This window comes from Corynebacterium glaucum, from assembly GCF_030408855.1.
Classification (GTDB): Bacteria; Actinomycetota; Actinomycetes; order Mycobacteriales; family Mycobacteriaceae; genus Corynebacterium; species Corynebacterium glaucum.
In genome coordinates, this window is the sequence record NZ_CP047358.1 from 701123 (window position 1) to 714853 (window position 13731).

General features: G+C 62.6%; 14 protein-coding genes. 8 read left to right on the forward strand and 6 right to left on the reverse strand.

Annotation, left to right across the window (positions count from 1 at the left end):
* Window positions 1–8 precede the first annotated feature (8 nt).
* Entirely contained in the window at window positions 9–605 is a 597-nt protein-coding gene (locus CGLAUT_RS03395; RefSeq protein ID WP_290186303.1) for a TetR/AcrR family transcriptional regulator, read from the forward strand.
* On the opposite strand, the gene CGLAUT_RS03400 is transcribed toward CGLAUT_RS03395, so the two are convergent.
* On the reverse strand, window positions 606–1292 hold the full coding sequence (locus CGLAUT_RS03400; protein ID WP_290186304.1) for a 3-phosphoshikimate 1-carboxyvinyltransferase: 687 nt from the start codon (window positions 1290–1292) through the stop codon (window positions 606–608).
* A gap of 158 nt (window positions 1293–1450) precedes the next feature.
* On the opposite strand from CGLAUT_RS03400, the gene CGLAUT_RS03405 reads away from it, so the two are divergent.
* A complete protein-coding gene (locus CGLAUT_RS03405; RefSeq protein WP_425551701.1) occupies window positions 1451–2929 on the forward strand; it encodes an NCS2 family permease in 1479 nt (492 codons plus the stop codon).
* 21 nt (window positions 2930–2950) lie between these two features.
* Window positions 2951–3763 carry a TrmH family RNA methyltransferase gene (locus CGLAUT_RS03410; RefSeq protein WP_290186305.1) on the forward strand — a complete coding sequence of 271 codons (813 nt, stop codon included), beginning with the start codon at window positions 2951–2953 and terminating at the stop codon, window positions 3761–3763.
* A gap of 9 nt (window positions 3764–3772) precedes the next feature.
* On the opposite strand, the gene CGLAUT_RS03415 is transcribed toward CGLAUT_RS03410, so the two are convergent.
* From CGLAUT_RS03415 to serC, 3 genes are read right to left on the reverse strand one after another with little or no spacing between them, the layout of a single operon-like run.
* Window positions 3773–4636, reverse strand: a complete 864-nt coding sequence (locus tag CGLAUT_RS03415) for a DUF6928 family protein (RefSeq protein WP_290186307.1) — start codon at window positions 4634–4636, stop codon at window positions 3773–3775.
* Between the two features lie 28 nt (window positions 4637–4664).
* Window positions 4665–5588: a septation protein SepH gene (gene sepH, locus CGLAUT_RS03420; RefSeq protein WP_290186309.1), complete on the reverse strand. Its 924-nt coding sequence runs from the start codon at window positions 5586–5588 to the stop codon at window positions 4665–4667.
* A 54-nt stretch (window positions 5589–5642) separates the two neighbouring features.
* Window positions 5643–6770 carry a phosphoserine transaminase gene (gene serC, locus CGLAUT_RS03425; RefSeq protein WP_290186310.1) on the reverse strand — a complete coding sequence of 376 codons (1128 nt, stop codon included), beginning with the start codon at window positions 6768–6770 and terminating at the stop codon, window positions 5643–5645.
* A 254-nt stretch (window positions 6771–7024) separates the two neighbouring features.
* Here serC and CGLAUT_RS03430 point away from each other — a divergent pair, with 254 nt between their 5' ends.
* From CGLAUT_RS03430 to CGLAUT_RS03450, 5 genes are all read left to right on the forward strand, one after another.
* Window positions 7025–8320: a citrate synthase gene (locus tag CGLAUT_RS03430; protein WP_290186312.1), complete on the forward strand. Its 1296-nt coding sequence runs from the start codon at window positions 7025–7027 to the stop codon at window positions 8318–8320.
* A gap of 153 nt (window positions 8321–8473) precedes the next feature.
* A complete protein-coding gene (locus CGLAUT_RS03435; protein ID WP_290186314.1) occupies window positions 8474–8833 on the forward strand; it encodes an FKBP-type peptidyl-prolyl cis-trans isomerase in 360 nt (119 codons plus the stop codon).
* A 12-nt stretch (window positions 8834–8845) separates the two neighbouring features.
* Window positions 8846–9673 carry an aldo/keto reductase gene (locus CGLAUT_RS03440; RefSeq protein ID WP_290186316.1) on the forward strand — a complete coding sequence of 276 codons (828 nt, stop codon included), beginning with the start codon at window positions 8846–8848 and terminating at the stop codon, window positions 9671–9673.
* Window positions 9674–10008: 335 nt separating this feature from the next.
* Complete coding sequence (locus CGLAUT_RS03445) at window positions 10009–10287, forward strand: DUF485 domain-containing protein (RefSeq protein ID WP_290186995.1); 279 nt, start codon at window positions 10009–10011, stop codon at window positions 10285–10287.
* Between the two features lie 6 nt (window positions 10288–10293).
* The gene (locus tag CGLAUT_RS03450; protein ID WP_290186318.1) at window positions 10294–11943 is read left to right on the forward strand and encodes a monocarboxylic acid transporter; all 1650 of its coding nucleotides are present in this window, start codon (window positions 10294–10296) and stop codon (window positions 11941–11943) included.
* Between the two features lie 86 nt (window positions 11944–12029).
* Here CGLAUT_RS03450 and CGLAUT_RS03455 read toward each other — a convergent pair whose 3' ends face one another.
* Complete coding sequence (locus CGLAUT_RS03455; protein ID WP_290186997.1) at window positions 12030–12953, reverse strand: DUF1906 domain-containing protein; 924 nt, start codon at window positions 12951–12953, stop codon at window positions 12030–12032.
* Between the two features lie 75 nt (window positions 12954–13028).
* On the reverse strand, window positions 13029–13703 hold the full coding sequence (locus CGLAUT_RS03460) for a polysaccharide deacetylase family protein (protein WP_290186319.1): 675 nt from the start codon (window positions 13701–13703) through the stop codon (window positions 13029–13031).
* Between the last annotated feature and the right edge of the window lie 28 nt (window positions 13704–13731).

Genomic DNA, 13731 nt, shown 5'->3' on the forward strand with positions numbered 1-13731 from the left:
GGGAAGTGATGGCGAGATCTACTGCGGAGGAAACGCAACGAACCCGCGAACGGGTGTTGCAAGAAGCACAGGCGCAATTTGCAGCCCGCGGATATGCCGGTGCTTCGCTCGAAGAGATTGCTACACGCGCTTCGGTGACCCGGGGAGCTGTCTACCACCACTTCACCAACAAACGCGGTTTGTTCCAGGCAGTGATGGGTATGCTCCAGTCGCAAGTTGCGGCAGATGTTCGGCAGGCGGCCGAAAACACAGGGTCCGATGCAGAAGCGAGGCTGCGCGCAGGTTGCCACGCCTTTGTAGATGCCATTACCGAGCCCTCCCGGCTACGCATCTTGCTCGTAGAGGCCCCGTCTGCCGTGGGGTGGCGAGCCTGGCGAGAAGCTGACGCAGCGAACTCGGAGGTCCTATTGCGGGGCGGACTCAGAGAATGCGGCGTCGACGCGGCGCTAATTGACGCGTACGCGGTCCAACTCTCAGGTGCCATGAATGAAGCGGCGCTTTGGATCGCGGACCAGAGAAATTCGGCAGAAAGTAGAACGAAGTCACATCGCGTGCTCGATGCGGTGTTGGACTCAGTACAACTAGCCTGCAACGGGAGAGAATAGTCACACCGTCGCCGCGCTGCGGCGGCGCACCTCGTTCACCTCGCGGTGGGAGGGGACCCCGTGGCGCTCGAACAGCAGGCGCGCCGGGCGCTTCGTGCCGTACTCGATCCACGTATCCACTAGCCGCGCTCCGTAGACCGGGTCGATCACCCACACCTCGCGGTCCATGAGTTCACCGCGGTCGAAGCCTCGCGGTTCTTCCACGATCTCCACGCCTTGGTGGCTTAAGAGGTCGAGCACGCTTTCCAACGCGATCGAGCGAGCCGTGTCCGGGTGGGAGGAAACCCGCACGCGACCAGGCTCGACAACCAAAAGCGGGTACATGATTGCGGAAATCACGCGGGACGAGGCGTCGACAAGCAAGCCCTCATGAGCCCCGAGCTGAGCTAGCTGCGACTGCTGCCACCCGACATCCGGGCCGAACGTGCCGGGCTCGAGCCGCTCGTCGCGGATTGGGAGAGCGTCCACCGTGATTTCCGACGGTGCCGGTGCGAGCGGACGCAGCGCGAGCGACGGGGTGCCGGCGCGGACCTCAAGCACGCCGCGCCGGGTGCCGGAGACTTCCGTGATGGCGATGCGAAGCCGTTGCAGGTCCGCCACAGACACACCAAGTTTGCGCAGTGCAGGGACGTAGCGTTCCGCATCCGTCAACGCCCCCTCCGTGACGACGAAGTTGAACAGTTCCACTGCGTCTTTCCTGCGTCCTTCCCGCGGTCCTTCACGCGACCAATCACCAACTGTATTTGGAAAACCACCACGCGAGTGCCAGTCTATGACAGGTATTGGGCAGACAATCCCAATGCCCATCCAACGTTTCATTGCACAGCAAAGGGCCTTGACTTCCCGTGACTACACGACACGTGCCCGCGTCCGAACAGGGCGCGCCCGCCGAACTCGCGCCGACCGGTGGACTCGACCGATTTTTTCACATCACTGAGCGTGGCTCCACCGTGGGCCGGGAGATCCGCGGCGGCGTGGTCACCTTCTTCGCGATGGCTTACATCGTGCTGCTCAACCCCCTGATCATCGGCACCAGCCCCGACCGCGAGGGCGCCGTGCTGGGCATCCCGCAGGTCGCCGCGGTCACGGCGCTGGTCGCGGGCGTGATGTGCATCCTCTTCGGAGTGATTGCGAAATACCCCTTCGGTATTGCGACCGGTTTGGGGCTGAACACGCTCGTGGCCGTGACGCTGGTGGGGCAGCAGGGGCTGACCTGGGCTGAGGCCATGGGCCTGGTGGTCATCGACGGCATCATCATCTGCACCCTGGCCATTACCGGCTTCCGCACCGCCGTGTTCAACGCCATCCCGAACTCGATGAAGGTGGCCATGAGCGTGGGCATCGGCATGTTCATCGCCATGATCGGTCTGGTGGATGCCGGCTTCGTGCGCCGCGTACCGGATGCCGCGATGACCACCGTCCCGGTTCAGCTCGGCTTCGAAGGCTCCATCGCCTCCTGGCCCACGCTGGTGTTCGTGATCGGCCTGATCATCTGCGGTTTCATGGTGATCCGCAATATCCCTGGCGGGCTGTTCATCGGCATCATCGCCACCACCATAATCGCCATGATCGTCGAGGCTGCCACCGGCACCGGCTCCTCGGCGGACGACCCGCACGGCTGGTCGCTCGCCGTGCCGCGCCTGCCGGAGTCATTCGGTGGCGTGCCGGATCTCTCCCTGGTCGGCAATGTCGACCTCGTCGGCGCGTTCCTCAACGCCGGCGCTGTGGCAGCGTCCCTGATGGTGTTCACCCTGGTTCTGGCGAACTTCTTCGACGCCATGGGCACCATGACCGCGCTGGGCCGCCAGGCCGAGCTGGCTGATGCGGAAGGCAACCTGCCGGACATGAAGCGCGCCCTGGTGATCGAGGGCTTCGGCGCCGTCGCCGGTGGTTTCGCCTCCAGCTCTTCCAACACCGTCTACGTGGATTCCTCCGCCGGCATCGCCGACGGTGCGCGCACCGGCCTGGCCAACGTTGTCACCGGTCTGCTTTTCCTCGCGGCGATGTTCTTCACCCCGCTCTATGAGATCGTGCCCATCGAGGCCGCCGCGCCCGTCCTGGTCGTCGTCGGCGCGCTCATGATGATGCAGGTCGGGTCCATCGAGTGGGACAAGTTCCACGTTGCGCTGCCAGCCTTCCTCACCATCGTGGTCATGCCGTTCACCTACTCCATCGCCAACGGCATCGGCGTCGGCTTCATCGCGTTCACTCTCATGGCCGTCTTCGCGGGCAAGACCAAAGACATCCACTGGATCATGTGGCTCATCTCGGCGTTGTTCGTGGTCTACTTCGTCCAAGGCCCGCTGCTCGCCGCGCTGAGCTAGAAACCAAGCAAGGAGCAGGTTTTGCTTATCGACGACCCCTTGGACCCCCGCCTCGACGACATCCGCGACCTGAAACACTCCGATACGGAGAAAGGGCTGGTGTATGGGGAGGGGCCACTGGTCTGCGAACGTCTAGTGGCGTCGCGTTTTCCAATGCGCGCGGTGTTCGGTTTCGGGGGCCGTCTAGCAACCTTCCTCGAATCCCACGGTGAGGAGCTCGCGCGGCGCGATGTCCCCGTCTACGAGATCACGCGTGAGATTATGGGCCAGGTCGCGGGATACGACATGCACCGGGGCCTACTGGCCTCTGCCGACAAGCCTGCGCCGCTGGCAGTCGAGGAAGTCATCGAGGGAACCCGCACCGTGGTCGTGCTCGAGGGCGTCGGCGACCACGAGAATATCGGCGCGATCTTTCGAAACGCTGCTGGCATGAGCGTCGACGGCGTGCTGTTCGGCGCGAGCTGCGCCGACCCCCTCTACCGCCGCAGCGTGCGCGTGTCTATGGGGCACGTGCTGCGCACGCCCTTCGCGCACCTCGACGGCACACCCACCACGTGGCAGCGCAGCCTTGCGCAGCTTCAAGATGCCGGGTTCCACGTCGTCGCACTCACCCCGGCACACGATGCGGTCGAGCTGAAAGATGCCGTGTGTGATCCCCGTACCGGTGAGCAGTACGAAAAGATCGCGTTCCTCGTCGGCGGGGAAGGGCCCGGTCTCACCGAGCACGCGATGCGCGCCTCCGACGTGCGGGCGCAAATACCCATGGCGCCCGGCACCGACTCGCTCAACGTAGCGACATCCGCTGCAATCGCGTTCTACGAGCGCATGCGCTAGCCTGCGCCGCTACCGGTCAGAATGGCGCAGACGATCCTGTAACGAATTCTTCGCCTGGCCAAGGCGGCGACGCAAGTCCCGGCCGACGCGGCGGGCGGCAGCGACGGAAGCGTCGGCAAGCTCGGCGAACTCGTTGCCCTCGTCGGTGTCCCCAGCGGCCTCGTAGTCGTCGTATGCCTTATCCTTTTCGGCGAACTTGCTGGCGACCTCAATGACCGTCTTGGTCTTCTTTTCCTGCTTCTTCGCAATCTTCGGTTCTGGCCGGCCGTCGATGGCGTAGCCCACTACGTGGACGTCAGGGCCGCCGGCGCCTGGCTCGAGGTCAATCCCGATCCAGCTCTTCTGGGCCTCCCGCACCAGATCCTTCGGCTCAAATGGCAGGGTGATGCCCCCGAGCTGTTCGGCTTTCTCTCCAGCCCAGTACGGCGCCTCGAACGGCTCCGGCAGCCCAATATCCTCGAGCACCTGCGCGCGGGTCGCCGTCAACGAGCGCCGCAAGTCCTCCCCGACGTAGTGCGCGAAGCCCGCGTAGTCGGAGTCGGTGCCCTGCGCGAACAAGTACGTATCCGCCGCGGGCAACGCCTCGCGCAGGTAGCCCACGGTCTCGGTAAGTTTCTCCGAGTCCGCCACAAACGTCTGCACCACCGCCACACCGGGGTAGCCAGCGATGTAGAACTCGTCGCGCCCCGGTTTCGAAGACCGATTCAGCGGAAACTCGCCGATTGGGGTAATCGGCCAAGTCGGGTTGATCTGGGCAAGCAGCTTGCGTCCGAAACCACGGTCGGCCTTGGGCTCCGCGTCAAGCACCGCACCGGGATCTGCGGTAGTGACAAACCAAAAGGTGACAATCGCGGGATAGCTGATTGTGTGCATGCCGTTGCGCTCCTCTTACTCCCGGGGGTTAATCCCGAGGCCGCTTCGTGTTGGTGCGTACCCCTAAAAGTACGTCCTCCCAATGGGGTGTGACGGCCTTCCGACGACGCTTTTGCGGATGCTGCTGCTCATCCGGGTGGCGCAGGAACTCGCCTTCGGCGATGTCCTCGGCCGCACCCTGCCGCACCTCAGCATCCGGCTCCAGGTCAGCCTCAGGTTGGGGAGCATGCGTATCGACGGCCGTGAGCGAGCGCACTGGCTGCACAAAGTCTGGGTCGGTCAGGTCCGCGGCAACCGCGTTGCGGGCTTCAGTCGTTGCGCTTGAACCCATTTGGCGGGTGTACGACCACACCGCCTCGTTCTCGCTCAATCCGGCAGTCCAACGAACTCGCACTACCCAGGTGTCGCCGGGTTCGCGGGTGGCGTCCCAGGTGGCTTCGGACAGCGAGTGGCCGCGGGCCGCGAATGCAGATGCCAGGATCTCAAACAGCGTGAGTTTCGCGGGGCCGTCTTCGCGCAGCGGGTGTGACTGCTTCGCCGCCTCAGCTACCTGCGCCCGCTCGAGCAACACCGGGTGCGCATAAGGTTCGACGCGGCTCTCGGCCACCCCCATTTCTTCAGCAAGTTCCGCTGCGGTCGCGCCTGCCCGAACGCGGGCTTGGATCTCGTTGGGGCGCATCGAAAGCGCGGTTGCGTACAACGGATCCGGTTCGGGGAGTGCTCGTTCCTCAGCGGGGGCTGCTTGCTCCTCTTGCTCCTCAGCCGTCTCGGAGTCGCCGCCGGCACTGGCGGAGGGGAACTCGAGCTGGTTCTTGTTAGCTTGTGCTTCGCGCAATTGCTCCAAGATGGGATCCATCTCGGCGCGCGCAAGTTGGTAGCGAACGCCCTCGGCATCAAACAGCACGAAGAAAGTTTCCGTGGATTCCTCTTCGCTGAGGTACAGCTCGCGCATAGCACTCCTTCAAGCCGAACACAATTGCGCCCAGCTTAACGCACGAGTTTGCGTTTACTTCGCGCCCACGCCCTGCTCGAGCAAGTAATCGACCGCAGCCGTGAGCTTCGTAATGTCCGCTTCATCGATGGCAGGGAACATGCCGATACGCAGCTGGTTGCGGCCTAGCTTGCGGTACGGCTCGATATCGAGCACGCCGTTCTCGCGCAGCGCTTTTGCCAGCTCGGCGGCATCGATGGACTCGTCGAAGTCGATCGCGCCCACCACCAGCGAGCGGGATGCCGGCTCCGCCACGAACGGGGTCGCGTGCGCGTGGTTGTCGGCCCAGCCATAAAGCGCCTCCGCGTTCGCGGTGGTGCGAGCGACCATGCCGTCGAGCCCGCCGTTGTCGTTCATCCACTCCACCTGGTTGGCAAGCATGAGCAGCGTGGCAACGGCAGGGGTGTTGTAGGTCTGGTTCTTGCGCGAGTTATCCACTGCGGTCTGCAGGTCTAAAAACGCCGGGATGAAGCGCCCAGATTCCTTGATCTTTGCGATGCGCTCGATCGCCGCCGGACTCATCGCAGCCAACCAGAGCCCGCCATCGGAGGCGAAGCACTTCTGAGGCGAGAAGTAATAGACGTCGGCTTGTCCCATCTCGACGGGCAAGCCGCCGGCCCCGGAGGTGGCGTCGATAAGCACAAGTGCCTCTGTGTTGGGGCGGGTGACCGGCACCATTGCGCCGGTAGAAGTCTCGTTGTGCGCCCAGGCGACGACGTCAGCGTCGGTGCCGTCGAGCTGGCTCGGGCGCGGAGCGGTGCCGGCCTCTGCCTCGATCACCTGCGGTGCTTCGAGCCACGGTGCCTGCTTCGAGGCCTTGGCGAACTTGCCGGAGAACTCGCCGAAACTTAAGTGAGCCGATTTGTTCTCGATGAGGCCGAAAGTGGCGGCATCCCAGAACGCAGTGGCTCCGCCGAGGGAAAGCACGATCTCGTAGCCATCCGGGAAGTTGAACAGCGCGCTCAGGCCCTCGCGCACGTCGCCCACCAGGTTCTTGACTGCCGGCTGGCGGTGCGAAGTGCCGATGATGCCAGCTCCTGCCACGATGGCATCGAGCTGGGCCGGGCGAACCTTCGACGGGCCGCAGCCGAAACGGCCGTCGGCGGGAATTAAGTCTGAGGGGAGGGTGGGGTACGCGCTCATAGGTATAAACTTCCTAGCCGTGCTGGCCGTGAGGTCGGGTTGGAATGCGCTCAATATACCGCACCAGAATCCAGCGCTGACCAAGGATTATTGGTTCAGTTTATGTGGTCCGTCTCAACAAGGTGCATTAGTGTCACCCGTGTCACAGGATTTGTTACTATGGCGATTGGAATTTCCGGGCTTGGGCCACTGCTGCACCCTTCGACCGCAGCGCGCCATCTCGGATTACTTACGACACGCGGAAAGGCTTGACCGTGGCTTCTGAAAACGAAAACAAGGCTGTACTTCACTACCCAGGCGGCGAGTATGAGATGGACATCATGCCCGCCTCTGAAGGTAACGACGGCGTTGTGCTGGGCAACTTCCTGGGCGAGACCGGTCTGGTGACCTTTGACCCGGGTTACGTTTCCACCGGTTCGACCGAGTCGAAGATCACCTACATCGATGGTGCAGAGGGCATTCTGCGCTACCGTGGCTACGACATCGCCGACCTGGCGCAGAACGCGACCTTTAACGAGGTGTCGTACCTGTTGATCAACGGTGAGCTGCCGACCAAGGAGCAGCACGACGCGTTCTCCGACGACATCCGCCACCACACGCTGCTGGACGAGGACTTCAAGGCCGCGTTCAACGTGTTCCCGCGTAACGCGCACCCGATGGCGGTTCTGGCTTCCTCGGTGAACATTCTCTCCGCCTACTACCAGGACCAGCTCAACCCGCTCGACGAGGAGCAGCTGGACAAGGCGACCGTCCGCCTCATGGCGAAGGTGCCGATGTTGGCTGCGTACGCCTACCGCGCCTCCCGCGGTAAGCCGTACATGTACCCGGACAACAACCTCAACCAGACCGAGAACTTCCTGCGCATGATGTTCGGTTACCCGACCGCAGACTACGAGGTCGACCCGGTGCTCTCCAGTGCAATGGAGAAGCTGTTCATCCTGCACGCCGACCACGAGCAGAACTGCTCCACCTCCACCGTGCGCATGATCGGTTCCGCGCAGGCGAACATGTTCGTGGCCATCGCGGGCGGCATCAACGCGCTGGCAGGCCCGCTGCACGGCGGTGCAAACCAAGCCGTGCTAGAGATGCTCGAGGACATCAAGAACAACCACGACGGCGATGCCACCGACTTCATGAACCGCGTGAAGAACAAGGAAAAGGGCGTGCGCCTGATGGGCTTCGGCCACCGCGTGTACAAGAACTACGACCCGCGCGCAGCTATTGTGAAGGACACCGCACACGAGGTGCTCGACCACCTCGGCGGCGACGAGCTGCTGGATCTCGCGCTCAAGCTCGAGGAGATCGCGCTCAAGGACGACTACTTCGTCCAGCGCAAGCTGTACCCGAACGTGGACTTCTACTCCGGCCTGATCTACCGCGCGATGGGTTTCCCGACGGACTTCTTCACCGTCCTCTTCGCTATCGGCCGTCTGCCGGGCTGGATCGCGCAGTACCGCGAGCAGCTGGAGATGAACACCAAGATCAATCGTCCGCGTCAGATCTACACCGGCTACGCGCACCGCGACTTCGTGCCGATGGACCAGCGCTAACAGCGACATTTCGTTGAACCCTGTGGGCACGGCCGACAGCATCGGGCCCTACAGCTGAACCGCCACAGATGTGCATTCCCTTATACTTCGGGGGACGCCGTCTCGGCGGTTTCTTTTCTACGTCTATGAACTTTCCAAGGAGCGAACGACCACATGGAAAAGCCAACCATTGAAATCCCCCAGGAGCCGGCGCCGGTAGACCTCGTGATTGAGGATCTCGTTGTCGGCGACGGCGCTGAGGCGGTGGCGGGCGGCTACGTCAAGGTCCACTACCTCGGAGTCACCTACGATTCTGGCAGCGAGTTCGACTCCACTTGGGACCGAGGTGAGGCTGCGGAGTTTCCGCTCGACGGCCTGATTCAGGGCTGGCAAGAGGGCATTCCCGGGATGCGCGTCGGTGGCCGGCGCGAGCTCACGATCCCGCCGGAGATGGCCTACGGCCCTGCCGGTGGAGGCCACCCGCTTGCGGGGCGGACGCTGGTGTTTGTCATTGACCTGCTCGACGCGAACTAGGGGAGTGGCACAGTGCGCATCCCGGTAACGACACTGAACGACGGGTACGACTTCCCCTTGCTGGGGCTAGGTACGTACAAGCTCCGCGGCGATGAGGCAGAGCGCGTCGTCCGCACCGCCATCGAGCTGGGCTACCGGCACATCGACACGGCCACGCTCTACGAAAATGAGGTGGAAGTAGGCAAAGCCATCAACGCGGCGATTGCAGCGGGCGATGTCACGCGGGAGGAACTGTTCGTCACCACCAAGTTGGCCAACGATGATCAGCACCGTCCTGCGGAGGCGTACCAGGAGTCGCTTCGTCGTCTCGACCTCGAATTCATCGACCTCTACCTCGTGCACTGGCCGATGCCGCAACGCGGAACCTACGTGTCCGCGTTTGAGCAAATCGCCCAAATCCAGGGCATGGGCCAACTGCAGTCGGTTGGGGTGGCGAACTTCTACGAGGAGGTACTCGATGAGCTTATCGACGCAACGGGTGTGACCCCTGCGTTGAACCAGATCGAGCTCCATCTCGGTTTCACCCAGCCGGAACTGCGCGCTTACCACGAAGAGCACGGCATTGTGACCGAAGCGTGGGCCCCACTTGCTCGTGGCGCGAACTTCGATGCTCCCGAGCTGGTGGCCGTAGCTGACAAGCACGGAGTCACCCCGGCACAGGCTGCTTTGGCGTACCTCCTTCACCTTGGCTGCTCGGTGGTTCCGAAGACCGCGAACCCGCAACGTCTGGTGGAAAACCTCGCTGCGGTTGAGGTGGAGCTTGGCGACGATGATGTTGAGATGCTCAACGCAGTGGCGGGAGAGCGACTCTGGGGCAACCCGCGTACGTTCCCCGACTAAGCAAATGCTCGACTAGTTTGAAAAGGTTTGTGCCCGCCCATCCGGCGGGCTTTTTCATTGCGTTAGGTCACTTACGGGGGTAGTTCGCAGAACGCACATTGGCGCAGCTCGGTGCACCTTACGGGGGTAGTGGATGCTTAGATTTTAAATCCCGGAAGGTGAAGTTGGCTAGGGAAAATGTGCGGTAGGTTACATTCTTTGTGTTGAGTTACTGGATTCGCATTGAGCCGGTAATGAGGCGAGTGTTTGTTCCCCTAGAGAGAAAGGACTGAGCCGTGGCTGGATCTACCGCTGCCCCGACACGTCGCGAGCCAACTCCAGACGAGTTTGTCGCGATGCAGCAGAGCCCGGAATTCCAGGAACTGCGCAGCACGTTCCGTGGCTTCACCTTCCCCGTGATGATCGTGGCGTTCATCTGGTACGTGGTTTACGTGCTTCTCGCTACGTTCTTCCCTCAGGCCATGGGACGCCCGTTCCTTGGTCTTAACGTCGGTCTCTGGCTGGGCTTGGCTCAGTTCATTACGACGTTCCTGATCACCTGGATCTACGTCCGCTGGGCGAATGCCAACATCGAGCCCCGCGCGGCTCACATCCGCCAAGAGATGGAGGGGTAAGCAACCATGCAGACTCATCTTCTTGCCGCTGCTGAAGCTCCTGCCCAAGGTGCCGGCAACCCGATTCTGAATATCGCCGTTTTCGGCATTTTCATTATGGTCACCCTCTTCGTGGTAACTCGAGCCGGAAAGACCACCAGCGAGTCCGCTGACTTCTACACCGGCGGTGCCTCGTTCAACGGTACGCAGAATGGTCTCGCAATTGCAGGCGATTACCTTTCTGCGGCGTCGTTCCTGGGCATCGTTGGCTCCATCGCATTGAGCGGCTACGACGGCTTCTTGTACTCCATCGGCTTCTTCGTGGCTTGGCTGGTGGCTCTGCTGCTCGTGGCGGAGCCGCTGCGTAACGTCGGCCGCTTCACCATGGCTGACGTGCTCTCGTTCCGTCTGAAGCAAAAACCGGTCCGTGTTGCTGCGGCATTCGGCACCCTCTTCGTGTCGCTCTTCTACCTCATCGCACAAATGGCGGGCGCCGGTTCCCTGGTGTCCGTGCTGCTGGACCTGCACAGCTTCTCTTCCCAGGCAATTTGTGTCGCGATCGTCGGCGTCATCATGATCATCTACGTCCTCGTGGGTGGCATGAAGGGCACTACATACGTGCAAATGATCAAGGCAGTTCTCCTGATCGCCGGTGTGGGCATCATGTCCGTCCTGGTGTTCGTCAAGCTTCGTGGAGGTGGCCTCTTTGATGCTGCCATCGACATGCACGCGGCGTCTGCGACGCTTGCTGAGAAGGGCTACGCAGCTGAGGCGATCATGGAGCCGGGCCTGAAGTATGGCGGCACCCTGACGAAGCAGATCGACTTCATTTCCCTGGGTCTTGCCCTGGTGCTTGGTACCGCTGGTCTACCGCACGTGCTCATGCGCTTCTACACCGTTCCGACGGCAAAGGAAGCTCGTAAGTCAGTGACCTGGGCGATCGTGCTCATCGGCGCGTTCTATCTGATGACCCTCGTCCTTGGCTACGCTGCCGCAGCATTCGTGGGCCCAGACCGCATCCTTGCAGCGCCGGGTGGTGCGAACTCTGCCGCACCGCTGCTGGCGTTCGAGCTAGGTGGCTCCGTCTTCATGGCACTGATCTCCGCGGTCGCGTTCGCTACCGTGCTCGCAGTGGTGGCTGGCCTTGCAATTACTGCCTCCGCCTCCATCGCGCATGACGTCTACGATGCAGTGCTTCGCGACGGCAAGTCCTCCGAAGAGGAGCAGGTCCGCGTCTCCCGCATCACCGTGGTGATCCTGGGTATCGCCGCCATCATCCTCGGCATCCTGGCGATGACCCAGAACGTTGCCTTCCTGGTCTCGCTCGCGTTCGCTATCGCCGCGTCCGCGAACCTGCCGACGATTCTGTACTCGCTGTACTGGAAGCGCTTCAATACCACCGGTGCGGTGGCCTCGATCTACACCGGTCTGATTTCCTGCCTGCTGCTGATCTTCTTCTCGCCGGCAGTCTCCGGCGCTCCGAGCGCAATGTTCCCGAACGCTGACTGGTCGATCTTCCCGCTGTCCAGCCCGGGCATTGTCTCCATCCCGCTCGGCTTCTTGGCCGGCATCATCGGCACCTTCATTGGCAAGCCGGACAACTTCGATGAGCTGCAAGCGGAAATGGAAGTCCGCTCGCTCACCGGTGTTGGTGTCGAAGCCCCGGTTGACCACTAAAGGCTTCGTTCTCGCCTCACAGTAACAGCGGCGGTCAGGAGTAATCCTGGTCACCGCTGAGGTGTTTTCGGGGGTGCTAGAAGAATCTAGAAGAGTCCCCGGATGCTCGACCCCGGCAAGCTTGAACCCGGCAGGCTCGAGTTGGAGGCGACATCCCCGATCAACTTGCCGCCAGTGGCGACTAGATCACTGATCGCCGCAACGGCTTCCTTCTCCTCCTGGGTAAGGCCGCTTAGCGCCTTTCCGGGAGCAGTCGGTGCGCCCGGTGTGCTCGGAACAGCCGGTGCCGCGGGAACAATCGGCGCCGATGCGGTCTGGCCCGGAGTCCACTGACCCCAGTCCGAGGCGTAGACGTTATTGATGTCCACCGTGATGCCATCAATCGTCGCCTGCCACTTCGCCTTCTGGTGAATGGTGGTGCGAGGGTGGATCTTGCCGCCGGAGCCCCAGTCGTGCTGCCAGAAGAAAGTGCCGATGTTGTCTTCCACGCACCACTGGATCACGTTGTAGTTTCCGTAGACACCGGTTTGGTACCCGGCAAGCGCGAGCGCTGCTTGGAATGCGCGCAGATAGGGGCGGATCTGGTTCTCGTACTGGGCGCGCGACGGGTTATCGTCAATCGCGACGTAGATCGGCCGTCCCGTTGGGCCACCGGCCGCAATGTGCAGGCGGATTGCCGATGGGGCATGCTGCGCTGCGGCACCAGCTCCACCGAGCCAGTCGGCGGTGGTATCGCGGCCGAATTGGTACACGGAGGCCGTCGCTAAGCCTTGTGCCTTAAAGTCCTGGGTTTCAGCGAGCGTGACCGGCTTGCCCAGCATCCAGTTCGCGCCGGGGCGCCGTTCTGAGACGTAGCGCACGGCGCCCATGTGGCCGGCGGCTTTGACTGCGCGTGCGGAGGGCACGCCTGCGGAATAGTCGATGACGGTGCCAACAACGCGGCCTTGTGCCTGCGCGAGGCCGGGGGAAACGGCGGCCGCGGCGGTAGCGATGGCGGCGGCCTTGAGCATGGTGCGGCGATTGAGAGTAGTCACATTCGTAACAATAGACCCATCTGTAACAATTGGGCAGTCTGCGCCACGCCGTTATTGCAGCGCAACGAACCGCACGTTGCTGCCTTGCAACTGTTCAAGCGCCAGCCGAACCCCCGCCGCGGTCCCAGAGAGCGGGTGGTTCATATGCGCCAGCACAATCGCCCCATCGCCCGCGTGCTGAATCAGCGAGGCCACCTCACTGGCACTTGCCGTCGCGCCGCGATCCCCGTTAACGGTGAATCCGGCGATCCGCATCCCACCGTCGCGGGCAATCCGAACCGCAACATCGTCGTAGTGCGCTGTGCCCGAACGGAACCATGTTGACCGCACTCCAAGTTTCGCAAGGCGCTGCACGTTTCCCTCGATCTCCTCGATCGCTTCCGCGGGGCTCGCCGTGCCGCGAATGCCGTACGCCGCGTGCCCGTTCACGCTGAGCGGTACATGTCTCGTGCCGTGGTTCTCAATCTGAAACAGCTCATCGTCCGCCAACTCGCGGGCGATACTCGTGTGCGCGTCTATCCACGGTTGCGCGAGAAAGAGTGTTGCGGGCACTTCGAACTCGCGCAGCACGGCAATCAGGGCCTCGTCGTACGCGCCGCCGCAGGCGTCGAAAGTCAGCGCAATCGTGCGCTCGCCCGGCACGGTCGGCACGGTCTCCACAATGCCGGGCAGGTGCGTGCCAAAGCTTGTCGGCACCTCGCCCGCGTAGGTGTCGGGGCTTGGCATGTTTATCGACGCCTCCGTTATCGCCGAA

Coding starts and splice junctions, on each gene's coding strand:
- CGLAUT_RS03395 (WP_290186303.1), top strand. CDS start 9: ATGGCGAGATCTACTGCGGAGGAAACGCAACGAACCCGCGAACGGGTG.
- CGLAUT_RS03415 (WP_290186307.1), bottom strand. CDS start 4,636: ATGCACACAATCAGCTATCCCGCGATTGTCACCTTTTGGTTTGTCACT.
- sepH (WP_290186309.1), bottom strand. CDS start 5,588: ATGCGCGAGCTGTACCTCAGCGAAGAGGAATCCACGGAAACTTTCTTC.
- serC (WP_290186310.1), bottom strand. CDS start 6,770: ATGAGCGCGTACCCCACCCTCCCCTCAGACTTAATTCCCGCCGACGGC.
- CGLAUT_RS03435 (WP_290186314.1), top strand. CDS start 8,474: ATGGAAAAGCCAACCATTGAAATCCCCCAGGAGCCGGCGCCGGTAGAC.
- CGLAUT_RS03445 (WP_290186995.1), top strand. CDS start 10,009: ATGCAGCAGAGCCCGGAATTCCAGGAACTGCGCAGCACGTTCCGTGGC.
- CGLAUT_RS03450 (WP_290186318.1), top strand. CDS start 10,294: ATGCAGACTCATCTTCTTGCCGCTGCTGAAGCTCCTGCCCAAGGTGCC.
- CGLAUT_RS03455 (WP_290186997.1), bottom strand. CDS start 12,953: ATGCTCAAGGCCGCCGCCATCGCTACCGCCGCGGCCGCCGTTTCCCCC.
- CGLAUT_RS03460 (WP_290186319.1), bottom strand. CDS start 13,703: ATGCCAAGCCCCGACACCTACGCGGGCGAGGTGCCGACAAGCTTTGGC.